24 protein-coding genes and 1 riboswitch are annotated in these 24033 nt (G+C 62.6%); of the genes, 6 read left to right on the forward strand and 18 right to left on the reverse strand.

Going from position 1 to position 24033, the window contains the following annotated elements; translation table 11 throughout:
* From thiS to thiD, 3 genes are read right to left on the reverse strand one after another with little or no spacing between them, the layout of a single operon-like run.
* Positions 1-198, reverse strand: coding sequence for a sulfur carrier protein ThiS (gene thiS, locus GLP43_RS08925; protein WP_237279034.1), 198 nt, complete (start codon positions 196-198; stop codon positions 1-3).
* Positions 182-1177 carry an FAD-dependent oxidoreductase gene (locus tag GLP43_RS08930; RefSeq protein WP_237279035.1) on the reverse strand — a complete coding sequence of 332 codons (996 nt, stop codon included), beginning with the start codon at positions 1175-1177 and terminating at the stop codon, positions 182-184. Before GLP43_RS08930 ends, thiS begins: the two co-directional genes overlap by 17 nt.
* Entirely contained in the window at positions 1174-1980 is an 807-nt protein-coding gene (gene thiD, locus GLP43_RS08935; RefSeq protein ID WP_237279036.1) for a bifunctional hydroxymethylpyrimidine kinase/phosphomethylpyrimidine kinase, read from the reverse strand. The genes GLP43_RS08930 and thiD overlap by 4 nt, the downstream gene beginning before the upstream one ends.
* Before the next feature lie 67 nt (positions 1981-2047).
* A riboswitch (TPP riboswitch) is annotated at positions 2048-2148 on the reverse strand.
* Between the two features lie 560 nt (positions 2149-2708).
* Here thiD and GLP43_RS08940 point away from each other — a divergent pair.
* Together GLP43_RS08940 and GLP43_RS08945 are read left to right on the forward strand one after the other, a co-directional pair.
* Positions 2709-3899 (forward strand): TAXI family TRAP transporter solute-binding subunit, encoded by a 1191-nt coding sequence (locus tag GLP43_RS08940; RefSeq protein ID WP_237279037.1) that lies wholly within the window; start codon positions 2709-2711, stop codon positions 3897-3899.
* A gap of 102 nt (positions 3900-4001) precedes the next feature.
* Positions 4002-5939: a TRAP transporter permease gene (locus GLP43_RS08945; protein WP_237279038.1), complete on the forward strand. Its 1938-nt coding sequence runs from the start codon at positions 4002-4004 to the stop codon at positions 5937-5939.
* Positions 5940-5975: 36 nt separating this feature from the next.
* Here the strand turns inward: GLP43_RS08945 and arsJ are convergent, their stop codons facing one another.
* From arsJ to GLP43_RS08960, 3 genes are read right to left on the reverse strand one after another with little or no spacing between them, the layout of a single operon-like run.
* Entirely contained in the window at positions 5976-7229 is a 1254-nt protein-coding gene (gene arsJ / locus GLP43_RS08950; protein WP_074635042.1) for an organoarsenical effux MFS transporter ArsJ, read from the reverse strand.
* Positions 7226-8224 carry an ArsJ-associated glyceraldehyde-3-phosphate dehydrogenase gene (locus GLP43_RS08955; RefSeq protein WP_237279039.1) on the reverse strand — a complete coding sequence of 333 codons (999 nt, stop codon included), beginning with the start codon at positions 8222-8224 and terminating at the stop codon, positions 7226-7228. The genes arsJ and GLP43_RS08955 overlap by 4 nt, the downstream gene beginning before the upstream one ends.
* Positions 8225-8230: 6 nt before the next feature.
* Positions 8231-9073: an arsenate reductase/protein-tyrosine-phosphatase family protein gene (locus tag GLP43_RS08960; RefSeq protein ID WP_237279040.1), complete on the reverse strand. Its 843-nt coding sequence runs from the start codon at positions 9071-9073 to the stop codon at positions 8231-8233.
* Between the two features lie 195 nt (positions 9074-9268).
* Here GLP43_RS08960 and GLP43_RS08965 point away from each other — a divergent pair, with 195 nt between their 5' ends.
* Positions 9269-10072 carry a thioesterase family protein gene (locus GLP43_RS08965; protein ID WP_237279041.1) on the forward strand — a complete coding sequence of 268 codons (804 nt, stop codon included), beginning with the start codon at positions 9269-9271 and terminating at the stop codon, positions 10070-10072.
* A 76-nt stretch (positions 10073-10148) separates the two neighbouring features.
* Here the strand turns inward: GLP43_RS08965 and bioB are convergent, their stop codons facing one another.
* The 10 genes from bioB to ftrA form a co-directional block, all read right to left on the reverse strand.
* Positions 10149-11132 carry a biotin synthase BioB gene (bioB, locus tag GLP43_RS08970; protein ID WP_237279042.1) on the reverse strand — a complete coding sequence of 328 codons (984 nt, stop codon included), beginning with the start codon at positions 11130-11132 and terminating at the stop codon, positions 10149-10151.
* Entirely contained in the window at positions 11129-11686 is a 558-nt protein-coding gene (locus tag GLP43_RS08975; RefSeq protein ID WP_237279043.1) for a biotin transporter BioY, read from the reverse strand. The genes bioB and GLP43_RS08975 overlap by 4 nt, the downstream gene beginning before the upstream one ends.
* Before the next feature lie 83 nt (positions 11687-11769).
* Positions 11770-12438 (reverse strand): GntR family transcriptional regulator, encoded by a 669-nt coding sequence (locus GLP43_RS08980; RefSeq protein ID WP_237279044.1) that lies wholly within the window; start codon positions 12436-12438, stop codon positions 11770-11772.
* Positions 12439-12483: 45 nt separating this feature from the next.
* Positions 12484-13410 (reverse strand): nickel/cobalt transporter, encoded by a 927-nt coding sequence (locus GLP43_RS08985; RefSeq protein ID WP_237279045.1) that lies wholly within the window; start codon positions 13408-13410, stop codon positions 12484-12486.
* Positions 13395-14045, reverse strand: coding sequence for a DUF1007 family protein (locus tag GLP43_RS08990; RefSeq protein WP_237279046.1), 651 nt, complete (start codon positions 14043-14045; stop codon positions 13395-13397). Before GLP43_RS08990 ends, GLP43_RS08985 begins: the two co-directional genes overlap by 16 nt.
* A 77-nt stretch (positions 14046-14122) precedes the next feature.
* On the reverse strand, positions 14123-14857 hold the full coding sequence (locus tag GLP43_RS08995; protein WP_237279047.1) for an ABC transporter permease: 735 nt from the start codon (positions 14855-14857) through the stop codon (positions 14123-14125).
* Positions 14854-15789, reverse strand: coding sequence for an ABC transporter ATP-binding protein (locus GLP43_RS09000; RefSeq protein ID WP_237279048.1), 936 nt, complete (start codon positions 15787-15789; stop codon positions 14854-14856). Before GLP43_RS09000 ends, GLP43_RS08995 begins: the two co-directional genes overlap by 4 nt.
* Entirely contained in the window at positions 15786-16958 is a 1173-nt protein-coding gene (locus GLP43_RS09005; protein ID WP_237279049.1) for an ABC transporter permease, read from the reverse strand. The genes GLP43_RS09000 and GLP43_RS09005 overlap by 4 nt, the downstream gene beginning before the upstream one ends.
* Positions 16959-16969: 11 nt before the next feature.
* Positions 16970-17884 (reverse strand): glycine betaine ABC transporter substrate-binding protein OsmF, encoded by a 915-nt coding sequence (osmF, locus tag GLP43_RS09010; RefSeq protein ID WP_237279050.1) that lies wholly within the window; start codon positions 17882-17884, stop codon positions 16970-16972.
* Positions 17885-18055: 171 nt separating this feature from the next.
* Positions 18056-19030, reverse strand: a complete 975-nt coding sequence (gene ftrA, locus GLP43_RS09015; protein WP_237279051.1) for a transcriptional regulator FtrA — start codon at positions 19028-19030, stop codon at positions 18056-18058.
* 97 nt (positions 19031-19127) lie between these two features.
* On the opposite strand from ftrA, the gene GLP43_RS09020 reads away from it, so the two are divergent.
* On the forward strand, positions 19128-19517 hold the full coding sequence (locus GLP43_RS09020) for a nuclear transport factor 2 family protein (protein WP_237279052.1): 390 nt from the start codon (positions 19128-19130) through the stop codon (positions 19515-19517).
* Positions 19518-19714: 197 nt separating this feature from the next.
* Here the strand turns inward: GLP43_RS09020 and GLP43_RS09025 are convergent, their stop codons facing one another.
* Positions 19715-20260 (reverse strand): YaeQ family protein, encoded by a 546-nt coding sequence (locus GLP43_RS09025; RefSeq protein WP_237279053.1) that lies wholly within the window; start codon positions 20258-20260, stop codon positions 19715-19717.
* 321 nt (positions 20261-20581) lie between these two features.
* On the opposite strand from GLP43_RS09025, the gene GLP43_RS09030 reads away from it, so the two are divergent.
* Positions 20582-21052 carry a (2Fe-2S)-binding protein gene (locus GLP43_RS09030; protein WP_237279054.1) on the forward strand — a complete coding sequence of 157 codons (471 nt, stop codon included), beginning with the start codon at positions 20582-20584 and terminating at the stop codon, positions 21050-21052.
* Positions 21045-23357, forward strand: a complete 2313-nt coding sequence (locus GLP43_RS09035; protein ID WP_237279055.1) for a xanthine dehydrogenase family protein molybdopterin-binding subunit — start codon at positions 21045-21047, stop codon at positions 23355-23357. Before GLP43_RS09030 ends, GLP43_RS09035 begins: the two co-directional genes overlap by 8 nt.
* Before the next feature lie 150 nt (positions 23358-23507).
* Here the strand turns inward: GLP43_RS09035 and GLP43_RS09040 are convergent, their stop codons facing one another.
* Entirely contained in the window at positions 23508-24023 is a 516-nt protein-coding gene (locus GLP43_RS09040) for a TetR/AcrR family transcriptional regulator (protein ID WP_237279056.1), read from the reverse strand.
* Positions 24024-24033 lie beyond the last annotated feature (10 nt).

Consider the following 24033-nt stretch of genomic DNA (forward strand, 5'->3'; position numbering starts at 1 on the left):
TCAGCCTCCTTGCATGGGGGCGAGCACTTCGACGCTGTCGCCGGAGGACAGGGTGTGGCTGGCCCGCAGGCTGGCGGGGATAAAGCTGCCATTGACGGCGGTAGCGACTTTCGCGCCGCCAAATCCTTCGGCCTCTAGCAGGGCGGCAAGCGTTGGCGCGTCGCTGTCAAGCGGGGCACCGTTAAGCTGTAGTTTCATGGAAAATCTCCGGTGTTTTGGCGTCAAGGATCAGGTCAGCCACCATGGTCGCCAGCGCGGGGGCGAGCAGGAAACCGTGGCGATACAGACCGTTGGCGCGGATCAGATTGCCCTGCCGTTCGATGCGCGGCAGGTTGTCGGGGAAGGCGGGGCGGCTGTCGACGCCGATCTCTAGGATCTCGGCCTCGCCAAAGGCGGGGGATAGTGCGTAGGCCGCGCTCAGCAGTTCAAGCACGGACCGCACGCTGGCATGGGCACCGGCGCGGCCCTCGACCATCGTGGCCCCGAGCATATAGATCCCGTCACCGCGCGGCACGAGGTAGATCGGTACACGCGGGTGCAGCACGCGGATGGGGCGGGTGATCGCGATATCGGGGCAGGACAGCAGCGCCATTTCCCCCTTCACCCCGCGCAAATCAGGCAGATCGGCGCGCGCGTGATAGCCGCGGCAATCAACGACAACGCCGTCTTGCGCCAGCGCGTCGGGGTCGGCCTCGTCTTGTTCGAAACTGGCCCCATCGGCCACCAGCCCGCGCCACAGCTCTGCCAACGCAATGCGGGGCGACAGGTGGGCCTCGGTCTGGAAATAAAGCCCTTTGGCAAAGCGGTCGCCCAAGTCGGGTTCAAGCGCCGCGATCCCTGCGCCGGTCAGGGTTTGGTGGCTTGTCGTGCGGCGCGCAAAGCGGGTCAGATCGCTGCTGTCCCGCGCCGGAGAGATCACAAGCGATCCGCGCCGGTGCAGCGATGCGGTGTGCTGGCCCCACCAATCTGCGGCCCTTTGGCCCAGCCTGATCACGGGTTCCTCGGCGCTTTCACCTTCGCAAAACGGGGCGAGCATGCCGCCAGCCCACCAAGAACACCCTTGCGGGCCGGGCTGGCGGGCGCGGTCGATCAGATGCACGCGCATCCCGCGATCCAGCAAGACACGCGCGGTACACAGCCCCGCGACGCCCGCGCCGATGATGGTGACCTGCGTCATGACCAGACCGCGTGGAAATGATGCACCGGACCGTGGCCCGTGCCGATCTCAAGTTGATCCGCGGCGATGATCGCGCGGTGCAGATAGTCATGGGCGGCCTGCACCGCCGCGCCAAGGGGTTTGCCGTGGGCCAGCCCCGCGGCGATGGCCGCGGCGTAGGTGCATCCCGTCCCGTGTGTATTGCGCGTGTCGATGCGCGGCGCGCTGAGCCATGTGACACGCTCTGCGGTGACCAGCGCGTCGCTACAGATATTGCCCGCGCTATGGCCGCCCTTCATCAGCACCGCCTTCGGCCCCATCTTGAGCAGCGCACGGGCTTGCGTGACCATCTGGTCGGCGCTGTCAGCCTCGGGCTGGTTCAACAGGCGGGCGGCTTCGGGCAGGTTTGGGGTCAGCAGGTCGGCGCGCGGCAGGATATCCGCGACCAACGCTGCGACGGCGTCTTCTTGCAACAGCGCATCGCCGGATTTTGCGATCATCACCGGATCGACCACGACGGCCCCCCGAAACGCGGACAGCGCAGCGGCCACCGCCTGAATGATCTGCGGAGAAAACAACATGCCCAGTTTGATCGACTGCACCGAAAGATCGGACAGCACCGCATCGATCTGGGCCGCGACGATGGGGGCGGGGATCTCGTGTACCGCGCTGACGCTGCGCGTGTTCTGCGCGGTCACGGCAGTGATCACGCTGGCAGCATAGACGCCATTGGCCGACATCGCCTTGATATCTGCCTGAATACCGGCACCGCCGCCGCTGTCGGATCCGGCGATGGTCAGGGAAATGGGGGTCGTCTTGGTCACAGGCTCGCCTTTCGGTGGTGGGCAAGCAGACGCAAGAATGAGCTTTGTGGCGAAGGCGCAAGGCCGTTGCACAAAGATACCCGTTCCCTACGCCGGTATTGCCCGGATCAGGTTCGACGGGTCGGTGCACGCACCTCTCAGCCCCCTAGGGCACCCCGACGGATAGATGTTGGAACTGCCGCCCCCGTGGGGGTGTGCAGCGTCGTTGCTTTAGGCGTAGCCAAGTTCGGCAAACGGTGCAAGCCGCAAAATATTCAACCAAAGGTGGCGAAATTTTGGGCAAATGGGGCGCGGTTTGGACAGCTCTCCTGACACTTGTCAGCCGAAGCGACGCCTTGTAACCCAAAGCAACGTAACGTCACAAAGGCATTATTCGGCGGTGTTAACCCTTTGGCATCAGCAAACTAGGGGTGATCGCGCAAAGACCCCGCGTGGCTGCGGTATCAAGTTCTGTTCTGCGGTATTGGCATCGAAATATCTTGCCCCTAGGCTGATTGACAGATTGAGTCGGATACCCTCGGGAGGAGGGGGCCGACACTCGGGGGGATGCGTTTTCTGGCCCGTTTTACGGGTCATACCGGACGCGTCGCGACAAGCATTGGGAGGTGCTGCGTGACATCTGCAAAGATCACATCTGCGCCCTGCGCATGGGAAACCGCAGCTATTGCGGTGCCAGTGATCCTGCGATCCCGAACAATCCAAAGATGTACAACAGGGAGAGAGACCACATGAAGAATATGACACGTTTTGCCAAGGCCGCCGTCGGGTCCTTTGCGGTATCAATGGCGCTTTCGGGTGTCGCGATGGCGCAGGATTATGAATGGCCGCGTATGTTGGTGATTGCCACACCGGGCACGTCGACAGGCAGCTTTGCCTCGACCAACGGTTGGGGGCCGGCGTTGCAAAAGGAAACCGGTACGACAGTACGGATCGTACCCGAAGACAGCGAGCCCATGCGCTACAAACGTTTGACCGACCGCGAAGACATCGCGATCGCGTCGGTTTCCGCGTCGGAAATGGCGTTGCAGGCGGAAGGGGTCGGCGGCTATGCCTCTGCGAAACCTATGCCGCAGCGGATCTTGTGGCACCATAACGACACGCCTTGGGGCTTTGTTGTAGCCGGGGATTCCGAGCTGCAAAGCCTTGAAGATATTGGCAAAGGCGGCGTGCGCGTCACCTCTGGCGTGTTCTCGCCCGCAATCGTCGCGGCGATCACACAGGCCCTGCCGGCCTTTATCGGGCTGACCCCTGAAGAGGCGCAGGAAAAGATCGAATTCGTCCCGGCCTCCAGCTACGGTGAAAACTGTCGTTCGGTTGTCGAGGGGAAGTCCGATGTGGCCTATTGCTCGCCAATCTCCTCGGTCCTGTCTGAGATGGAAGGCGCACCGGGCAGCATCCGCTGGCTGCCGATGGACCCTGCGAACAAGGAAGGGTGGGACGCGTATCTAAGCCACCGCCCCATGACGATCCCCTCGACCATCTCTATGGGGGTGAGCACCGCCAAGGGCGTCGAATCCATGACGTCGAACTTCGTCTATGCCGTGCCGGTCACCGCGGAAGAGGATTTCGTCTATAACATGGCGAAGTGGATCAATGAATCCCACGACAGCTACAAAGGATCCCACGCGCTGGCGACCCGAATGTCGCTTGAGCATTTCCGCAACTTCCTGAATGCCAACCCGATCCCTGTGCACGAAGGCACGGTGAAGTACCTGCGCGAGATCGGATCGTGGACCGAGGAAGACGATGCCTGGAACAACGAGGCCATCGAAAAGATGGACGCGTGGATCGCAGCACGTAACGCCGGAATGAAAGAAGCGATGGAGCAGGGCGTCGAGATGAACTTTGAAAACCAAGAGTATCTCGACATTCTGGCCAAGCACACCGACGGGTTGGAACCGTTCCGCTCGCGTCTGTAACGCCGCGACGGACCGTCATCGACGGCAAAAGACAGGGCGGAGCACAGCGTTGCTCCGTCCGCCTAAGACACTGCCACAGCGCCTTTATTTTCAGGATCTTCCATGTCAGCAACACAACAACCTCCGGCGGCTGAAACGGCTGTCGAACCCTCGTCCGAGACGACGCGACTGGGGGGATTATTCTCGTTCACCAGCATCGCTTTCGTGCTGCTGTGTACCTTTGGCCTCGGGATGGGGCTGGCCTATGTGTTTGGCGTTCCCATCGGCGGGCGGCGTCTGCTTGAAGGGCAGTACTACTGGGTCTTTATCGGCACATTCCTTGCGGCGGCGTTCATCGCGTTGCCAGCGGTGAAATCGCACACCCATGTGCCGATCTATGACATCTTGGCGGCCGCCGCGAGCTTTGGTATCTGCATGTGGTTCTCGATGTACGCATGGGAGATCGTGCAAGCAGGCTGGACCAATTTTTACGCGGGCGTCGTGCTTTGGTTGCTGATGCTTGAAGTCGCGCGCCGGTCGGGGGGCATCCCCTTCCTGCTGGTGGTGCTGGTGCTGGGGCTTTACCCGCTGGTGGCCGACTACTTCCCCGGTTTGCTGATGGGCATCCCCTATACGTTTGAACGCATGATCGAGGCGCATGTCTTCCGCACCGAAGGGTTGATGGGCATCACCACCAAGATCGTGGCCGAGATCGTGCTGGGCTTTCTGGTCTTTGCGGGCGTGCTGATCGCTACGGGGGCAGGGCAGTTCTTTATCAATCTGGCAAATGCGGGCTTTGGCAAGTACCGCGGCGGTCCTGCGAAAGTTTCGATCGTCGCCAGCGCCTTTTTCGGGTCGCTGTCGGGGTCGATCTTTTCCAACATCGCGGGCACCGGGTCGATCACCATTCCGACCATGAAAAAGGTCGGCTACCCGCCCCATTACGCTGGCGCGATCGAGGCCTGTGCCTCGACCGGCGGGGTGGTGATGCCGCCGGTGATGGGGGCAATTGCCTTTGTCATGGCGATCACCATCGGTGTGGATTACGCGACCGTGATGGTGGCCGCGATCCTGCCGTCGGTGTTGTTCTACTTTGGTCTGATCCTGCAAGTCGACGCCTATGCCGCGCGCAAGGGGCTGGTGGGGATGAAACCCGAAAACCTGCCCTCGGCCCGCGAGGTGATGAAGCGCGGCTGGCCCTTCTTGCTGGTCATGATCTTTTTGGTCTGGGGCCTGCTGTATATGCGGTGGGAATATTACGCCCCGTGGTACGCCAGTGCGCTGATGATCGCGCTAAGCTTCCTGCAACGCGAGACCATGATGACGCCTGCGCGCATCTTCGAAACCCTGCGCCAAGTGGGCACGCTGGTCACGCAGACCGCAGCGATCATCCTGCCGATCGCCTTTGTGGTCAGCGCCTTGACCATCACCGGTGTGACAGGGTCGATGACCTCGGGGCTGGTCGCTTTGGGCGGGGATAACGTCTATCTCGTGATCGCGCTTGGGGTTTTGGCCTGCTTTATCATGGGCATGGCGGGGCTTGCGATTGTCGCTTACATCTTCCTTGCAGTGACGCTGGCGCCCGCGATCATCGAAATCGGCGGGTTGAACACGGTCGCGGTGCACTTCTTCATCGTCTACTACGCGATGTTGTCGGTGATCACGCCTCCGGTGGGCGCTGCAGCGTTTCTCGCGGCGACGATTGCGGGGGCCAAGCCGATGCTGACCTCCTTCACCGCGATGCGGCTGGGGGTGGTGATCTACTTTGTGCCGTTGTTCTTCCTGTTTCAGCCTGCGCTGGTGCTGCAGGGCGATCTGACGCCGCTGATCTATGTGCTGCCGTCGATCATCATCGGCATCACGCTGCTGTCCGGCGGGCTTGAGGGCTATTTGCTGGGCGTCGGTATGGTGCGGCCCTGGTTGCGTCTGCCGCTGGGGATCGCGGGCTTTGCCTTCAGCTTTCCGGGGCTGACAACGACGCTGGTCGCGGGGGTCGCCTCGGCGGTGCTTGTCGCGGTGATCTGGCGTGACAACCGCAACGGCGTGGTTGCGGTCCCCTGAGATTGAGCGCGCGGGGACATCCCCGCGCGCCGCAGTTCATGACGTTTGCGAAGGGCGCAGCTGTGCCGTCCCCAAGGCGCTCAGCGCCAGCATCAGCGCCGCGGTGCCAAGACACAGCGCCAGCCCCCCCAGTTGATAGGTGAAGCCCGACAAAAGCGTGCCAACCAACCGACCGGCCGCGTTGGACATATAGTAGAACCCCACATCCATCGTGACCCGCTTTGCATCCGTAAAGCTGAGGATCAGATAGGAATGAAGCGCTGAATTTACTGCGAAAATCGCCCCGAACACCAGCAAGCCGATGACAATCGTGACCGTCAGCGCGGGGGATGGCGCAGGCGTGATCCAGACCAGCGCGGCAAGCACGGCAGGCACGACGACCAGCGCAAGGTTCCAGTGGCGGGCCTGCGCGAGCGTGTCGCCCTCGGTCCGGCCTGTGGCCCGCAGTATCTTGGGGGCCCAGCCTTGCACGGCCCCATAAAGGATCGTCCACACCGCCATAAAGCTGCCGATCATGAAGAAAGCCTCCCGCTTGCTTTCGACGCTGCCATCGGAGAGCACGGCGTAGAAATAGATCGGGATGCCCACGACAAACCACACATCGCGCGCCCCGAAGAGGAACAGCCGCGCGGCGCTGAGCCAGTTGATATTGCGGTTCTTGGACAGGACTTCGGTGAACTTGGCATCCTTTCGCCCCACCGGCAGGCCCGCGGGCATACCGATGATGACGCCGATCAGGATCACAAACAGGATCGCCGCCATGACCAGCGTCGACGGCACAAACCCCAGCAGCGCCAGCATCCCCGCACCCAGCAGAAAGCCAGCGCCCTTGACCGCGTTCTTCGATCCGGTGAGCAGTGCGACCCAGCGGAACAAGCCGCCCCCCGTGGTGGGGGCCAGCAGCTTGACCGCGGATTTAGAGCTCATCTTGGCAAGATCCTTGGCCACGCCTGACAGCCCTTGCACCAGCATGACAAATACGACCGAGGCGGCGACGCTCCATGCCGGATCAAGCTGCGTCAGCGCCAGCAGCGCGACCACTTGCAACGACAGCCCCGCATAGAGTGTCGAGGTCAGCCCGAAGCGCGCCGCGATCCAGCCCGCCGACAGGTTGGTGACCACGCCCGCGATCTCGTAGAGCACGAACAGATAGGCCAGCTGTACCGGAGAGAACCCGAGCGTGTGAAAATGCAGCAGCACAAGCATCCGCAGCGCGCCGTCGGTTAGCATAAAGGCCCAATAGGCGGCGGTGACAGTGATATAGGCGGTAAAACCGGCAGGGCGTGTCACAGCTTGCCGCCCACCATCAGCGCCACATCCACCAGACGGTGCGCATAGCCCATTTCATTGTCATACCACGCATAGATTTTGACCTGCGTGCCATTCACCACCATCGTAGATGGCGCATCCACGATCCCGCTGCGGGTGTCATTGGTGTAATCCGACGACACAAGCGGGCGTTCCTCAAAGCCCAGAATGCCCTTTAGCGACCCCTCGGCGGCGGTTTTGAACAGGGCGTTGACCTCTTCCGCGGTCGTCTCACGCTCAAGCTCGAATACGCAATCGGTGATCGACGCGTTCAGCAGGGGTACCCGCACGGCGTGACCGTTCAGCTTGCCGGTCAGCTCCGGATAGATCAGCGTGATCGCCGTGGCCGACCCCGTGGTGGTGGGGATCAGGTTGGTCAGCGCGGAACGCGCGCGGCGCATGTCTTTGGCGGGGCGGTCCACGATGGTTTGCGTGTTGGTCACGTCATGGATCGTGGTGATCGATCCGTGTTTGATCCCGATCCCTTCCAGCAGCACTTTGACGACGGGGGCGAGGCAGTTGGTGGTGCAGCTCGCCGCGGTGACGATGCTGTGCGTGGCAGGATCATAGCTGTCGTCGTTCACGCCATAGACGATATTCGCCGTCGGCCCGTCCTTGACGGGGGCGGAGACAACAACCTTTTTCACGCCCGCCTTGAAATAGGGGGCAAGCTTGGCCTCTGTCTTGAACGCGCCGGTGCAGTCGATCACCACATCCACACCGTCAAGCGGCAGGTCAGTGATCGACTTAGTGCTGGTCACGGGGATACGCGTGCCGTCGATGGTGATCGCGTTATCCTCTGCGCTGAAGGTCGCGGGCCAGCGCCCGTGGACGGAATCAAACTCCAGCAAATGGGCGTGCATCTCGGGGTCGCCAACCGCGTCGTTGATAAAGGCGATCTTGGCCCCCTGTTCCAGCAAGGGCCGCAGGGCGAGTTTTCCGATGCGGCCAAGGCCGTTCAAAGCATAGGTTGTCATGATGGTTTATCCTGTGGTCACTGGGTCGGCGCCGATGGCATCGACCCGTTTTTGCAAGGCAGCGCGGTCCAGCGCTTCGAAAGGCAGGGCGGTAAAGGCCAGCAGCCGGTTGTGCAGCGCGCCATATGTCTGTTGAAAGGCCAGCCGGCGTTCCGCTTCTGTCCCTTCGGCTTTGACGGGATCGGGCATGCCCCAATGGCCTGACACGGGCTGGCCGGGCCAGGTGGGGCATTCCTCGTTCGCGGCGTGGTCGCAGACGGTAAAGACGAAATCCATCTGCGGCGCGTCGTCGGTCTGGAACTCAGAGATATGTTTGGACCGCAGCGCGTCGATGCTGTGGCCCTTGGCTTGCAGCATCTCGACCGCAAGGGGGTTAAGCTCGGACCGGGGCAGGGTGCCCGCGGAATAGGCGGTGAACCGGTCGCCCGCCATGTCCCGCAGGATCGTCTCTGCAAAGATGGAACGGGCGGAGTTGCCGGTACATACGAAAAGCACGTTGAACTTTGTCTGGGTCATCATCTGCGTCCTGTTAATGAGGTCAGAGAACGGGGGCGGGCAGAGGTCGGCGCGCCCCCGACAACAATCCACGAACAACCCCGATACGACCTCGCCCGCCGCATCAAGGTTGACAGTGTACAGCAGCCGCGTCCCGTCGCGCCGCTGCGAGATCAGCCCGACTTGTGTCAGCGCCGACAGATATACCGACGCTGTGCTGGATTTCAGCGCCAGCACCTGCGCGATTTCCCCCGCAGGCAAGGCATCGGGATAGCGCCGCATCAGCAGGCGAAACACGGCCAGGCGCTGCGGGTGGCTAAGGGTGGCGAGTCGATCCGTGAGTAGTGATTCCATATTTCATGAATATGTGAAATATAGATTAGGCGTCAACACCTCTATTCGATCCCGCCAAAGGTTTTTTGCCGCGGGGGTGCGTTCTTGGTGACGTGGCGTTTCAGGGGCAGGGTGTCTTGCGCGCCCTTGGCTTTGCGGGCATCGATTGGGAAACAGCGCGCCCGCGCGCGGTGACAGACGCATAAAGGACCCGACATGACAGATGTGACCCTGGCCGAGGTATTGGCCACAGCAGAGCAGGACGGCACCGCGCCGCGCTATCAGGTGCCAGAGAATTGGGCGCAGGGGCGTACGGCCTTTGGCGGATTTACCGGTGCCTTGCTGGTCAATGCGGCCCGTCGGGACCGCCCCGATCTGCCCGCGCTGCGGTCGGCGCTGATCAACTTTACCGCGCCCGTGTCGCAGCCGCCCACGATCCATGCAGAGGTGCTGCGCGAAGGGCGCAACATCACCACCATCGCCACCCGCGCTAAAATCGACGGCAAGGTCGCGGCGACGGGCACGTTTTCTTTCGGGCATGCGCAGGAAAGCCAGTTGAGCGTAGGCCATACCGCGCCCGCCGCGCCCCAAGGGCCGGACGACACGCCCTCTTACTTCCCACCCGCGCTGAAACGCCCGCCGGTGCGGTTCTTTGTCAACTTCGAGGTCAAGCTGATAGAGGGGAGCCTGCCGTTCTCCGGTGCCGATCGCGGCTATGTCCGGATCTGGGCGCGGCACCGCGATCCGGCGATGTGGGGGACGCTTGAGGGGCTGATCGCCATTGGCGACGTGCTACCCCCTGCGGCCTTCCCGATGATGACGCGGCCGGGGCCAAACTCGTCAATGAACTGGATCATCAACCTGTTGTCCGATCACGCCAATACCCGCGACGGCTGGTATATGATGGAGACGCAGCTGACCGCCGGCAACGGCGGCTATAGCTCTCAGGTGATGCGGGTCTGGAATACGGATGGGGATATGGTCGCAGACGGCATGCAGTCGGTGATCATCTTCGCCTGACGCCACGCAGTCGCCCGATATGATAATCCCGGCCCGAGGATCTCGGGCCGGGCTTTTGCACGTGTCAGGGGCGGATCTACTGTGCCGCCATCTCTGCCGAACTGGACGCGGGCTTCGCGTGTGCCACATGCATGCCGAGCCGTTGCAGAAGGTCGTTGTCCTTCCATGTGGCGGGGTTTTCGGTGGTCAGCAACTGGTTGCCCACAAAGATCGAATTCGCACCCGCCAGAAAGCACAGCGATTGCAGCTCGTCGCTCATCCCGGTGCGCCCTGCGGAGAGACGCACGACCGAGGCGGGCATCAGGATACGCGCCAAGGCCACGAGCCGGACCAGCGCAAAAGGGTCGACCTTTTCGGATTTTCCCTGCACCGGCACGCCTTTGACCGCGTTCCACAGGTTCACCGGCACGCTGTCTGGGTGGCTGGGCAGCGTGGCGAGGGTGACCAGCATGCTGATCCGGTCCGCTTCTGCCTCGCCCATGCCAAGGATACCGCCGCAGCAGACCTTGATCCCGCCCTTGCGCACATGTTCCACCGTCTCAAGGCGGTCTTCCATCGTGCGGGTCGAGGCGATCTCGGCGTAATACTCGGGCGAGGTATCGATGTTGTGGTTGTAGAAATCGAGCCCGGCCTCCTTAAGCTTGGTCACCTGCTCGGGCGACAGCATCCCCAGCGTCATGCAGGTCTCGAGCCCCAGATCGGCCACGCCGCGCACCATATCGGTCAGCTTGTCCATGTCGCGGTCCTTGGGGCTGCGCCATGCAGCCCCCATGCAGAACCGCTGCGCGCCCGCATCCTTGGCACGTTTGGCGGCGGCGATGACCTCCTGCGCGCCCATCAGTTTGGTCGCTTTGACGCCGGTGTCGTAATGCGCCGATTGCGAACAATAGCCGCAATCCTCGGGGCAGCCGCCGGTCTTGATGCTCAGCAAGCTGGCGGTTTCGATCGCCGTGGGGTCGAAATGCGCACGGTGCAGCGTTTGCGCCTGATGGATCAGGTCGGGGAAGGGCAGCGCGTGGATCGCTGCCGCTTCGTCAACGGTCCAGTCCGTGCGGATCATTGATCACGCCCTTTCAGCCGCGACAGGCCCGACAGCAGTGTCGCCACCAGCAGCACCTTGACCACATCACCCAGCAGGAAAGGGGTCAGCCCTGCGGCCAGCAGCTTGGGTGCGGGCACGAACAGCGCCAGCCACGCCAGACCACCGGCATAGACCACGGTCAGACCCGCCAGCATCGCCAGCACGCGCCCGATCCAGCCGCGCCCCATCGCCAGCCAGCCGGTCAGACCCGCCGCGACAAGATAGCCCAGCAGATAGCCGCCCGTCGGCCCGACCATATAGCTTAGCCCGATGCCGCGTTCAGGCGTGCCGGAGAACACGGGAAGCCCCGCTGCACCGGCCCCAAGATAGGCCGCCATCGCCGCCAGCCCCAGACGCGGGCCAAGGGTGAGGGCGACTAGAAAGACCGACCACGTGTGCAGCGTCATGGGCACTGGCCAGAACGGGATCTGGACCTTGGCCCCCAGCGTGATCAGCGCGGCACCGGCCAGCGCGAGGCCAAGCCCCTGCGCGAAGGACGGGTTACGGGGTAGGGATGTAATCGCAAGTGCCATCTGGTTTCCTCCGAGTGATAGCTTTCAAGGTCACTCCCAGTAGGACGAAGGATGCGGCGTCTGGCAATTCAGATTATAGATAATTATCTGAAAAACTCGGAAGTACCTGAACCGCTTTGGTTTTTAAGGGTGCGACTGCGCTTGCCGATCCACCCCACGTGGCGCGAAAGCGTGGTACAGGCCAGATCCACCTGACCTTTTCGTAACGCGTCGAGGATCAGACGGTGGTCGTGATCGGTGCGGGCTTCCCAATTTGTCCGCCACGCCCGCAGAATGAACCGCGCGCTTGCCACTTGCAGGTCGTCAATCGACCGCATCAGCCGAGGCATCTGGCAGGGTTCTAGAATTAATCTGTGAAAACAGCGGTTTGCCTCTTCCCATTCATGTACATTTTGGGCGCTGTCGCCTTGCAGGTTGGCCTTATGCGCCTTGGCGAGGATATCGGGCGTCAGGTTTGGGGCGGCGTGCCGCAGGGCGAGCGCTTCGAGGCTGGCGCGCATTTCGGCGACTTCCCGCAGCTCTGCCATATCGAAAAAAGTAACGCGAAATCCGCGTCTTGGCAGGCTTTCTGCAAGTGATTGTGTCTCGAGCCGGCGGAAGGCTTCACGCACGGGTACATGACTTGCGCCGAATTCCTGCGCGATGTGATCTTGCCGCAACCGCGCGCCCGGAGCCAACTGCCCCGAGATGATGCGGTCGGCCAGTATACGCGCGATCCGGGCGGAGTGGGTCTCTGATCTAGGTAGGGTCATGGATTATAGATAGTTTTGACCGCCCCGCTTGTCGAGCGGGTAAACTCAGATCGCCCGCAGCAGCAAACCGCCCGCCAACAGGGCCACACCAAGCCCCGCGGCAAGCTCGATCAGGGCGGCGATCTGGGCTGCACGGGGGGTGCTCGCCCATCCGGCAAGCACGCCACCGCGCAATGCGCCGGCCCCCAGACCCACAGCGATGGTGATGGTCGCAGTGCCAAAGGCCATCGCGAAAGCACCGGCAATCCCGACGCCCGCGATCCCCATCTGAAGCGTGATGATCAGCACGAACAGTCCCCCCGTGCATGGGCGGATCGCGATAGAGCCGATCAGCAGCAGCGTCTCGCGCAGGGTGGTCGCATTTTGAACCTGTTCAGCGGTGGGGCCATGGGCATGGCCGCAGGTGGCGCAGATACCGTCGTGATCGTGATCGTGATCGTGATTGTGATGGGTGTCGTGATGATCTTGCGGCGCGGGAAGCGTCGCGCGGAAATGGCGCAGGCCACGCCAGAACAGCCACAGCCCGACACAGGCAATCGCGCCGTAGCTGACGGGGGCCATAATCGCCTCTGTCAGCGCAATCATACGCGCGCGCCCCAACTGCAACAGGCTCACGCCGGTATAGACCAGAGCCACCGCCGTCACGGCCTGACCCAGCGAGGATAACAGCGCAATCACCGACAGGCGCAGCATTGGCACAGCCTTGGCCGCGCCATAGCCGCCGATCAACACCTTGCCGTGACCGGGGCCTGCGGCATGCACCACGCCATAGGCGAAACAGGCGGACAGCAGGGCGGTTACCGCCTCTGGCTGGCCCGCACGCACGGCGCGAAGCGAGAGGGCGATGCTGTTTTGAAACGCGCGTTGATGCGCCGCAGCCCATTGCGCGAGCCGGTCAAAGCCGCCGGTCCACCACAGTGCGGCAAGGGCGATGACCACGCCCAAGGCGATCACGGTCAGGGCGCGGCGCATGTCACATTCACCGTCGGTGCCATTTGCGCGCCGATATCCGGCAGACCCGCGTCGGACGGATCGGTCTGGGCATCAAGCTGGGCAAGCTGTTGTTGCAGCGCCTCCATCGTGGCGGTGACATCGGGCATGGCGACGCGGGCGCGACAGGTCGGCGCGCGCGTGGTGTCTATTGCGGTCGTGATATCGTAGGCGGTGTAATAGGTCTCATCGTATGGTTTGATGGTGATCGCTGTCCCCGCGGGGATTGCGGTTTCCAGCGCACGGGTATGCATCGTAGTGATCTGTCCGTTGTCGAACTGCGTCGCAATATCGGTCGGGCCGGACAGCGCGATGGTGTTCGCTTCGGTGCTGAGGACCAGATCGCCGTTGAACCCGTCGACCCACTGCATGTCAAAGCCGTTCAGCGTCGCAAGCTCCGTTTCCGTGAGCGCCCCGTCGCCGTCGGCATCAAGGCCCATATCCTCGGTCACCAGCAAGGAATAGAGCGCGTCATATTCCCAGGTCACCCGCACATGGGTCAGTTGCCCTTGATCGTCGGCCACAAGCGAGAGCTGCGTGTCGATGAACACATGGGGGTGCGCGGCCAGCGGCGCGGCCCAGAGGGTGAGAACAAAGGGGGCAAGCTGTCGGATCATAGGGGGTGTGATACAAGTCTTGGACAGGGGGCGCAATTGCGCGGGCGGCGGATAGGCGCGCTTCCACTCGGCGCGGTTTACCCACCCATGCGCCGGCTAAGGTAGCGTTCAAGCTGGGCCATCGCATCATAGATAAGCACCGCAAAAAGTCCCACGATCAACCCGCCTTGCAGCACATAGGCGGTGTTGTTGGTCAGCAGCCCGGCGATGATGACTTCGCCAAGGGTGCGCGCGGCAACGGTGGAGCCGATGGTGGCGGTGCCAAGGGCAATAACGACGGACAGGCGGATGCCGGTCAGGATCACGGGCAGGGCGAGGGGAAGCTCCACCCGCCACAGGCGTTGCCAGCGGTTCAGCCCCATGCCGCGTGCGGCCTCCATCGTGGCGGGGGGCAGGGTCGACAGGGCGGTGATCGCATTTTCGAAAATTGGGAGCAGCCCATAAAGAAACAGCGCCACCAGCGTCGGCCCCGCCCCGAACCCCAAGGCAGGCACGGCAAGCGCCAGCACCGCGACGGGGGGGAAGGTCTGACCGATGTTGGTGATCGTGCGCGACAGCGGCAGGAAGGACGCGCCCACAGGACGGGTGACAAAGATCGCCAGCGTCACCGCCACCAGCGTCGCCGCAACAGAGGCAAGGGCCACCAGCCCAAGATGGCTGAGCGAGAGCGACAGCAAAGAGCTGCGCGCGTAAATGACCGGTCCGCCCGCCGGGGCTAGCGGCGCAAAGAGCGGCGCGAACCAATCGGGCCGGAGCACCAGAGCGAGCAGCAGCGCCAGCAAGCAGGCGCGTAGCAGATTGCCCGCTGTCATGCGTGTACCTCGGCCCGGGCGCGGATCGCGTCCAGCGTCACGCGGCCGATAATCTTGCCCTTATCGGTGATCGGCACGGCGCTGCGCCCCGTCCACAGGCAGGCCGACAGCGCGTCGCGTAAATTGGCGTCGCGGGAAAGGGGCGTGCCGCTGGCGGGGCCGTCTTCAATCACCTCAGCCAGCGGGGTCAGGGACAGCAGCCGCAGCGGGCGTTCGACATCGCCGACCATATCGGCGACGAAGTCGGTCGCAGGGTGGGTGATGATCTCTGCAGGGGTGGCATGTTGCACCAGCTTGCCGCCATCCATCACCGCCACGCGGTCGCCCAGACGAATGGCTTCCTCCATATCATGGGTCACGAGGATGATGGTTGAGCCGAGCGCCTGCTGGATGCGGCGCAGATCCTCTTGCGCGCGGGTGCGGATGATCGGGTCGAGCGCGCCAAAGGGTTCATCCATCAGGATCAGATCAGGGCGCGAGGCGAGGGCTCGTGCTACGCCGACCCGTTGTTGTTGCCCGCCCGACAGTTCAGAGGGGTAGCGGTGGCGGAATTCTTGCGGTGCCATCGAGAAGAGATCAAGCAGCTCGTCCACGCGGGCGTCGATCTTGTCACGGGGCCAGCCCAGCAGTTGCGGCACCGCGCCGATATTGCGCGCGACCGTGTGATGCGGGAACAGCCCGTGCCCCTGAATGGCATATCCGATCCGCCGCCGCAGGATATGCGGCTTGACGTCGAGCGTTGATTGCCCGTTGATCCGCACCTCTCCCGAGGTGGGCTCTTCCAGCCGGTTGATCAGCCGCAAAAGCGTTGTCTTGCCCGAGCCGGAGGTGCCCACGATAACTGTGATCGTACCGGTATCGATGGTCATCGACACGCCATCGACGGCGCGGGCGCTGTCGTAGATTTTGGTGATATTGTCGATCTCTATCATGGGGTCTCCTTGGGGAGGCGGCGGGTCAGGTCGACCAGAATATCCATCACGATAGCCGCGGTCAGGGCCAGCGCGACCGTGGGCAGCGCGCCCAGCAGGATCAGGTCTGTCGCAGTCTGGTTCAGCCCTTGGAACACGAATGTGCCAAAGCCGCCGCCGCCGATCAGCCCCGCGATGACCGCCAGCCCGATGTTTTGGACCAGCACGATGCGCAGGCCGGTCAGAATCACGGGCAGGCCGATGGGCAGTTCCACGCGCCACAGGCGTTGCGCCGCTGTCATGCCTATTCCGCGCGCGGCGTTCAGGGCTTGCGGCGGCGTGGCGGCCAGACCGGCCACGGTATTGCCCACGACGGGCAGCAGCGAATAGAGCACCAGCGCCACAAAAGCCGGTGCAAATCCGATGCCCGCGATGCCCACGCTGCGCGCACCGGGCACGGTGGCACCGACCCAGCCCAGCAGGGGGATCATCAGCCCGAACATGGCGAGCGAGGGGATGGTTTGCAGAAAGCTCAGCACCGGCAGGATCGCGCTGCGCAGCGCGGGCTTGCGGTGGCTCAGAACGCCGATGGGAAAGCCGATCAGCCCCGCCATGCCAAGCGACCCGAAGGCCAGCCACAGGTGACGCGTCGCCTCGGACGCAAAGGCGTCACGGCGCGCGGCAAATTCCTGCATCACCGACAGCGGTGCCAGCGCGCCAGAGCCGAGCACGACGGACAAGGCCCCCAGCACCGCTGCCAGCAACAATGCGCGCTGAAAGGGCCCCGGTTTCATCGCGGTGATCGCATCGGCCATGAGCAGGGCAAAGATCACCAGCAAGCACCAGAACCCCGCCGCCGGAGAGACCCTTGCGTAATCGCCCGCGCCCTCCAGCAGCGCTGGCGCGCCTTGGACGAGCAGCCACAGCAACCCCGCCAGCCCCACAAGCGGACCCGCCAGACGCAGCCCCACGTGTTTTGCAGGCAGGCCCAATACCAGCCCGGTCACGATTGCCGCCAAACCGGGGGCCGTCTGTGCCACCGGCACCACCGACCAGATCGGCACCGCGTCCCCCGCCACGATGCGGTTTGCGGCCAGCGTCATAAAGGGGGCCAGCATCGCTGCGGCCCCCAGAACGGCAAATAGGACCCCCGGCGCGGATAGCCGCGCCTGAGGGGTCTGCAAGGACATCGTGCCCCGGATCAGTCCAGTACCCCGGCTTGGGTGAGGTAATCACGGGCCACGGCCTCTGCCGGTTCACCGCCGACCTGAATCCGCCCGTTGAGCTTTTGCAGCGTCGCCATGTCCAACCCCTCAAAAATGGGGTTCAGCACCTCGGGGATCGACGGGTATTCGGCCAGCACTTCGGCGCGGATGATGGGGGCGGGTTCGTAGACGGGCTGCACGCCTTTGTCATCCTCCATCACCACCAGACCGGTGGCACCGACACCGCCGTCGGTGCCATAAACCATCGCGGCGTTCACGCCCGATGTGCCGCGTGCGGCGGCCTGGATCGTGGCCGCTGTATCGCCGCCGGACAGGATCACCGTCTGGTCCGCGTTCAGTTCAAACCCGTAGGTGTCCTGCATCGCGGGCAGCACCGCGGGGGAGGACACAAACTCGGTCGAGGCCGCGAGCTTGACCGTGCCGCCCTGCGCGACCCATGCGCCGAAATCGGACATGGTGGTCAGGTTGTTGTCTTGCGCCACGGGGCCGGTCACCGCGATGGCCCATGTGTTATTGGCAGGGGCCGAGGTCAGCCATGTGACATCGTTTTGCGCGGCGTCGAGCTCGGCCGCGCGGGCGTGTGCGGCGTCGGCGTCTTTCCACACGTCGCTGTCTGCTTCGTTAAAGAAGAAGGCCGCGTTGCCGGTGTATTCGGGGTAAATGTCGATCTGGCCGGACAACAGCGCCTCGCGGACAACCTGCGTGCCGCCCAGTTGCAGGCGGCGTTCGACAGGCAGGCCCGCGTCCTCTAGCGCAAGGGCGATGACATTGCCCAATAGCCCGCCTTCGGTGTCGATCTTGGACGATACGGTGATGTCGGCGGCCGCGGCGCTGGCCAACGCTACGGTGAGGGTCGCGGCGGATACGGTGATACGAAGGGAATTTTTCATGAGATGCAGGCTCCTTGGCGTAAAAAGTGACTGGTTTGCACAACTTGGGGATCAAGGTAGCGGGCCACGCGGGGAAGCCAAGGGAAATTACTGTGAAAGCGGCAAGGGGCGGCAGTATCGCATATTTTTGCATTCTAGCGCTTTGGGGCGCGTTATGCCGCGATCGTGGGGCTAGGCGGCAGCCCCGAACCTTTCGCGATACCGGATCGGAGGGACGCCCATCAGTTTGCGGAAATCGCGGCGAAAACTCTCGGCCGAGCCGAAGCCGCAAACATCTGATATATCGGCCAGCGGGATGGCGCTATTTTCCAGCAGTTCAGCGGCGCGGGACACCCGTTCAAGCTTGAGCCAGTTAAGGGGGGTGTCGCCTGTCTCTTCGCGGAACCGGCGGGCCAGCGTGCGCCCGCTGGTGGCGGCGGTTTGTGCCATACGGGCCATCGGCCAGTCCTCGTCCAGTGTGGCGCGGATCATATCCTGTAGCGCTGCAAGATCCGACCCCATCCGCGCCTTGGGCTCGGGGCGGGGCACGAACTGACGCTGCCCGCCATCGCGTTGTGCGGGAAGAACAAGCCGTCGGGCAACAGACGCAGCGACCTGCGCGCCGTGATCCTGCCGAATGATATGCAGCCCCAGATCCAGCCCCGCCGCCGATCCGGCCGAGGTGAAAATCCGGTCGTCCTCCACGAACAACACATCAGGGTCCACGGATATGTCAGGGTAGCGCGCGGCCAGCTTATCGGTGTAGCGCCAATGGGTTGTGGCGCTTTTGCCTGTCAGCAGCCCCGCCGCGGCCAAGACAAAGACACCTGAACAGATCGACGCGATCCGCGCGCCTTGGGCATAGGCGTCTTGCAAGGCGGCGCATACCGCGGGCGGGACAGGGGCATCGGCACCGCGCCAGCCGGGCACGATGATCAGGCTGGCTTGCCGCAGCAGATCAAGATCGTCCTGCGCCTCGATCGTGATACCGCCCGTGGCTCGAATCGGACCGGGTTCGGCCTTAACCGTCGCATAGCGGTACCAATCCGCGAATTCGGGTCGGGGCAGGGCGAAAAGCTCTACCGCGATGCCAAATTCAAAGGTGCACAGCCCGTCATAGGCAAGCGCGCAGACCAAGGGGGCGTGACGGGGCAGGATGTGGGGCATTTTGGCAGAATCCGACCGAAGGTTGTCAATATAGCCAGTATCGCGCGTTTCGCCCAAATGGCAATCTAGGATCAGCAACACTTACCGGAGGTTTGACATGACCCTGCAACCTGAACTGCTGAGCGCGATAGAGACCTATTTTGACGCGATACACGATTGTGACACCGACAAGCTGAATGCCGTGTTCCACCCAAGCTCTAGCCTGTTCGACGGCGATAGTGGGACGGTCTTTGTAGAGCCGATCGACAGCTTCAGCCGCGATGTCGGGGCCCGCGTCTCTCCTGCCAGCACCGGCCAACCGCGCGAGGTAGAGGTGTTGCTGATCGACATGCTATCGCCGTTGAGTGCGACCGTGAAAATCCGAATCCGCGCCCATGACAATGTCTTTGTTGATCACCTTGGTTTCGTGAAGGGTGCGCAGGGGTGGCAGATTGTATCGAAGATCTGGCATCTTGAGCGGCGCGTTGATGCTTCCAATGCGGTCTGAGCGGCGGGGTAATTGGATTTTACGATAAAACCAAACATTTTAAAGGATACGAAATGACCAAGACGAATGCCGTAGGATGGTTCGATGTCTATGTGGACGACCTTGATCGGGCGGTCGGGTTCCATTCCATGCAGTAGCGGTACAGGTTTCGCTTAGATGCGCGCTGGCGAGGGGCTACTCCCCATGCCAGTGGCGCGTCAGCCCACGTCTTTCCACGTTTGGGGCGTCAGGTAGACGACGCTGTCATCGACGCTGACCATCACGTCACCGTCCTGAATATGCACGCCAAGCTTCATCGCGCGACTGGCCAGCTTTGCCAGCGCCGCGGTGTCATGCTCTGCCAGATTGACGACCTCGAGCTTGTCGAAACGGGCGGTGCTGCTGCGGACCTTGTCCCACCAGACTTCTGCCGTTTTGCCGCCGTAAGGATAGATCACGACCCGCGCGGATTTATTGCAGGACTGCCGGATGATCTTTTCGCTTGGCAGGCCGAGAGCCACCCACACGTCAATCTCGTCGCTCAGGCTTTTTTGCCAGATATCGGGTTCGTCATCGGTCGACAGGCCCTTTGTCATCTCAAGATGCTCATGCGCGTTCAGGGCAAAGGCCAGCAGGCGGACCATCAGACGTTCATCAGTTTCCGACGGGTGTTTGGCCACGGTCAGCTTGTGCGTCTCGTAGTAGTGGCGATCCATGTCCGAGACCGAAAGCTCGACTTTGTAAATCAGAGAATTTTGCGCCATGACGTTGCCGGACCCTTGATGACCGGACTGTCCTATACGGTCCGGTGATGGGGGGCAGTACCTGCCGGTGTCTGGATAAACAAGGCGAGACTGTGCTGTGGAGGATCATGCATGCGTAAGTGGTAGCGAAATTTTCTTTCGCCAAATGTGATTTCCGTGTAATATTGGTAAACGCGTATCGCGCGCGGACGTCTGACAATCCCGTGATCAACTTGGTCGGCACCTGTTAATGGGTGGTATGAAACTTATATTGACCGTCCAGTCAACGCTGCTATACGCGCGCTCCGCCCTAGGCAAAAATTACCCAAGGACAAACACTTAATGATTGAATTCGAATTGAACGGACGGCAGGTCTCTGTCGACGCAGAGCCGGATACGCCCCTGTTGTGGGCGATCCGTGACGAGATCGGGCTGACCGGCACCAAGTTCGGCTGTGGCATCGGCGCCTGTGGCGCATGTACCGTGCATATCGACGGTTTGGCCACACGGTCCTGCATCACCTATCTTTCGGATGTCGAAGGCTTGAAAGTCACCACCATCGAAGGGCTGGACGAAAACGGCAACCACCCTGTGCAAGAAGCATGGCGGAACCTGCGCGTGCCCCAGTGTGGCTATTGCCAGTCGGGTCAGATCATGCAGGCAGCGTCGCTGCTGAAAGACACGCCCAACCCCAGCGATGACGACATCGACGCGGTGATGACCGGCAACCTGTGCCGCTGCATGACCTATACCCGAATTCGTCAAGCCGTGCGCGATGCCGCCACGGCTATGGGAGGCTCCGACAATGGCTAATTTGATTTCCCGCCTCACAGGCGCAGAGACGCAACCCCAGATGACCCGTCGCGGGTTCCTTGTCTCCATGACGGCCGTTGGCGTTGCCTTTGGCTTCCCGCAGGCGTCGAACGCGGCGATGAACCCTGCGGTGCCCGATGGCACGCCGGTCACGCCCAATGGTGACACGTTCGAACCGTCGATGTGGTACTGGATCGACGCCGAGGGTCAGGTCAACGTCAACATCATCCGTGCCGAGATGGGCCAGCACGTCGGCACGGCCATCGCGCGTATTCTCGCGGACGAGCTGGAAGTCGCATGGGAAAATGTACACATCACCCATGTCGATACAGCCGAGAAATGGGGCCTGATGGTCACCGGCGGCAGCTGGTCGATTTGGCAAAGCTGGCCTGTCTACCGTCAAGCGGGGGCCGCTGGCCGAACCGCCTTGATCGAAGCCGCAGCGGTCAAATGGGGCGTTGATGCCTCGGGTCTGACTGCACGCGACGGTGCTGTGACCGATGGCACGCAAAGCATCAGCTATGGTGATTTGGTGGCCGATGGTCTTGACCGCAGCTTCACCGAAGAAGAACTGGCAGCCCTGCCGCTGAAACCCCACGCTGACCTGCGCCTTGTAGGGCAGGACGTGCATCCGCTTGATCTGGATACGAAAACCACCGGTCAGGCGATCTATGGTCTGGATGCCAAGGTCGACGGGATGGTCTACGGCGTGCCGATGCTGCCGCCGACGCGCTATGGCTCCAAGGTGAATGCCGTGGACGATAGCGCCGCCAAGGACATCAAAGGCTACCTTGAAACCGTGGTGATCGAAGACCCGTCGGGCACCGTGCCGGGTTGGGTTGTGGTGCTGGGCAAAACGCTGCACGCCGCGCGCACGGCGACCTACGAGATCAGCGTCGACTGGACCTCGGGCGAGACGGCGAATGTCTCGGAAGAGGATATCCAGGCGCGCTCGCGCGAGCTGATCCAAGGCGAGGAAGGGTCGATCCTGCACACAGAGCAGCCCGACACGACCGCTGCCTTTGATGCCGCCGCCGACATGCTCGAAGTCGAATACACCACGCAATCCGTGCTGCACTTCCAGATGGAGCCGGTGAACGCCACGGTCTTCCAGAACGCCGATGGTGTTTGGGAAACCCACGCGGGCAACCAGTGGCAATCGCTGATCCTGCCGACGCTGGCCGCCGCTTTGGAAGTGCCTGCCGATAAGATCGTGATGCGCAGCTATATGCTGGGTGGGGGCTTTGGCCGTCGCCTGAATGGCGACTATATCGTGCCCGCAGCGCTCGCCTCGAAAGCGGTTGGCAAGCCGGTCAAGCTGGTGTTCTCGCGCGAGGAAGACGCGCAGTTCGACAGCATCCGGTCGCCTTCGGTGCAAAAACTGCGCATGGCGTTCGACGATGGCAAAGCCGTCACGGGCATGGAACACCACGCCGCTGCCGGTTGGCCAACGCAGGTGATGGCACCGGGTTTCATGCCCAAAGGTGTCAACGAAGAACCCTATGACCCCTTTGCCATCGACGGTGCCGATCACTGGTACACGGTGGGTGCGCATCAGGTGCGGGCGATCTCGAACGATCTGGCGAATGCGACCTTCCGTCCCGGTTGGCTGCGGTCTGTCGGACCGGGCTGGACCAACTTTGCCGTGGAAAGCTTCATGGATGAGGCGGCGCATAAAGTCGGTGCCGATCCGCTGCAGTTCCGTCTGGACCACCTGAAAGCCGAAGGCATCAACGCGGGCTCTGCGCCCAATGCGGTTGGTGGTGCATCGCGTCAAGCTGCTGTTTTGCAGCGCGTGGCAGAGATGTCGGGCTATGGCAGCGCAGAGCTGCACGAGGGCACCGCGATCGGTATTGCCACCACCTATGGCCAGTCGCGCAGCATGCCGACCTGGACAGCGGCGGCGGTTAAGCTGGCGGTTGATCCTGAAACGGGCGAGGTCGATGTCCAGAAGATGTGGCTGGCGTTTGACTGCGGCACCGTGGTGGACCCCGACGGGGCGCGCGCACAATGCGAAGGTGCAGCGCTTTGGGGGCTGTCCATGGCTCTGCATGAGGGCACACGGATCGAGAACGGCAACGTCATCGACCTGAACCTCGGCGCCTATACCCCACTGCGTCTGGCCGATGTGCCCGAGCTTGAAATCGACTTTGTCGAAAGCACCGAAGTACCCGTTGGTCTGGGCGAGCCCGGCACCACCGTGATCGCACCCGCGATCGCCAACGCGATCTTCAACGCGACCGGGGCACGCGTGCGTCACCTGCCCATCACCGGCGATGCTGTGCTTGCCGCGATGAAGGCCTAAACTCAATCAGGCGGGCGCATGAACCTGCGCCCGCCTGAACCGGACGTGTGCCGTTAGCGGCATTGGTCCATATCTGAATTGCGCTGTCGAAGTGACGGGCCTTTACAACAGCGGATCAAGTCCGGGCAGGGCCGCTCGATGTACGGGTCGTCAAACGCCCTGCGACCGCAACGCCTGACCCAATCGTTTGGCCGCTTCAATTGCCGCATCGCCGCGCAGGGGCCATGTCTGGGTCAGCCCTTCGATGATCAGCAAAAGCGCGGTGTCGGCGTGCTGCAAATCGGTTGCCGCCGCCGCCTTTGACGCTACCTCTGCCTTATGGCTTTCCAGCAATGCACGCAGTGGCTTGCTGCCTGGATCGGCCGCAACGGCGGCATGAAAGAGGCACCCGTGCGAGGTTTCAGTCTCCATCCAGTTGCCGACGCGCGATAGCACTGCATCAAGCGCTTTATCATGGTCCTGCGGGAGCGCGTCAAAAAGCCGGCTGAGATAGCGCTGGTGTCGGTTTTCCATTGCCGCCAGCACCATATCCGCCCGCGAGGGCGTGTACTTGTATAGCGTGCGCAAGCTGACACCTGCCGCGTCGCGCAGGTCTTCCACGCTTGGCTCTGCAAATCCACGAAGTGCGAAGGCGCGTTCCAGCCCCTCTGATATTTTATGCATCATATCCGCCATA

Source organism: Sulfitobacter sp. M39 (assembly GCF_021735935.1).
Taxonomy (GTDB): Bacteria; Pseudomonadota; Alphaproteobacteria; order Rhodobacterales; family Rhodobacteraceae; genus Sulfitobacter.

Coding starts and splice junctions, on each gene's coding strand:
- GLP43_RS08940 (WP_237279037.1), top strand. CDS start 2,709: ATGAAGAATATGACACGTTTTGCCAAGGCCGCCGTCGGGTCCTTTGCG.
- osmF (WP_237279050.1), bottom strand. CDS start 17,884: ATGAAAAATTCCCTTCGTATCACCGTATCCGCCGCGACCCTCACCGTA.
- GLP43_RS09000 (WP_237279048.1), bottom strand. CDS start 15,789: ATGATAGAGATCGACAATATCACCAAAATCTACGACAGCGCCCGCGCC.
- GLP43_RS09005 (WP_237279049.1), bottom strand. CDS start 16,958: ATGTCCTTGCAGACCCCTCAGGCGCGGCTATCCGCGCCGGGGGTCCTA.
- GLP43_RS08995 (WP_237279047.1), bottom strand. CDS start 14,857: ATGACAGCGGGCAATCTGCTACGCGCCTGCTTGCTGGCGCTGCTGCTC.
- GLP43_RS09040 (WP_237279056.1), bottom strand. CDS start 24,023: ATGATGCATAAAATATCAGAGGGGCTGGAACGCGCCTTCGCACTTCGT.
- GLP43_RS09030 (WP_237279054.1), top strand. CDS start 20,582: ATGATTGAATTCGAATTGAACGGACGGCAGGTCTCTGTCGACGCAGAG.
- GLP43_RS08975 (WP_237279043.1), bottom strand. CDS start 11,686: ATGGCACTTGCGATTACATCCCTACCCCGTAACCCGTCCTTCGCGCAG.
- GLP43_RS08965 (WP_237279041.1), top strand. CDS start 9,269: ATGACAGATGTGACCCTGGCCGAGGTATTGGCCACAGCAGAGCAGGAC.
- bioB (WP_237279042.1), bottom strand. CDS start 11,132: ATGATCCGCACGGACTGGACCGTTGACGAAGCGGCAGCGATCCACGCG.
- GLP43_RS08930 (WP_237279035.1), bottom strand. CDS start 1,177: ATGACGCAGGTCACCATCATCGGCGCGGGCGTCGCGGGGCTGTGTACC.
- GLP43_RS08985 (WP_237279045.1), bottom strand. CDS start 13,410: ATGCGCCGCGCCCTGACCGTGATCGCCTTGGGCGTGGTCATCGCCCTT.
- GLP43_RS08945 (WP_237279038.1), top strand. CDS start 4,002: ATGTCAGCAACACAACAACCTCCGGCGGCTGAAACGGCTGTCGAACCC.
- GLP43_RS09035 (WP_237279055.1), top strand. CDS start 21,045: ATGGCTAATTTGATTTCCCGCCTCACAGGCGCAGAGACGCAACCCCAG.
- GLP43_RS08960 (WP_237279040.1), bottom strand. CDS start 9,073: ATGGAATCACTACTCACGGATCGACTCGCCACCCTTAGCCACCCGCAG.
- ftrA (WP_237279051.1), bottom strand. CDS start 19,030: ATGCCCCACATCCTGCCCCGTCACGCCCCCTTGGTCTGCGCGCTTGCC.
- GLP43_RS09020 (WP_237279052.1), top strand. CDS start 19,128: ATGACCCTGCAACCTGAACTGCTGAGCGCGATAGAGACCTATTTTGAC.
- GLP43_RS08955 (WP_237279039.1), bottom strand. CDS start 8,224: ATGACAACCTATGCTTTGAACGGCCTTGGCCGCATCGGAAAACTCGCC.
- GLP43_RS09025 (WP_237279053.1), bottom strand. CDS start 20,260: ATGGCGCAAAATTCTCTGATTTACAAAGTCGAGCTTTCGGTCTCGGAC.
- GLP43_RS08980 (WP_237279044.1), bottom strand. CDS start 12,438: ATGACCCTACCTAGATCAGAGACCCACTCCGCCCGGATCGCGCGTATA.
- GLP43_RS08990 (WP_237279046.1), bottom strand. CDS start 14,045: ATGATCCGACAGCTTGCCCCCTTTGTTCTCACCCTCTGGGCCGCGCCG.
- thiS (WP_237279034.1), bottom strand. CDS start 198: ATGAAACTACAGCTTAACGGTGCCCCGCTTGACAGCGACGCGCCAACG.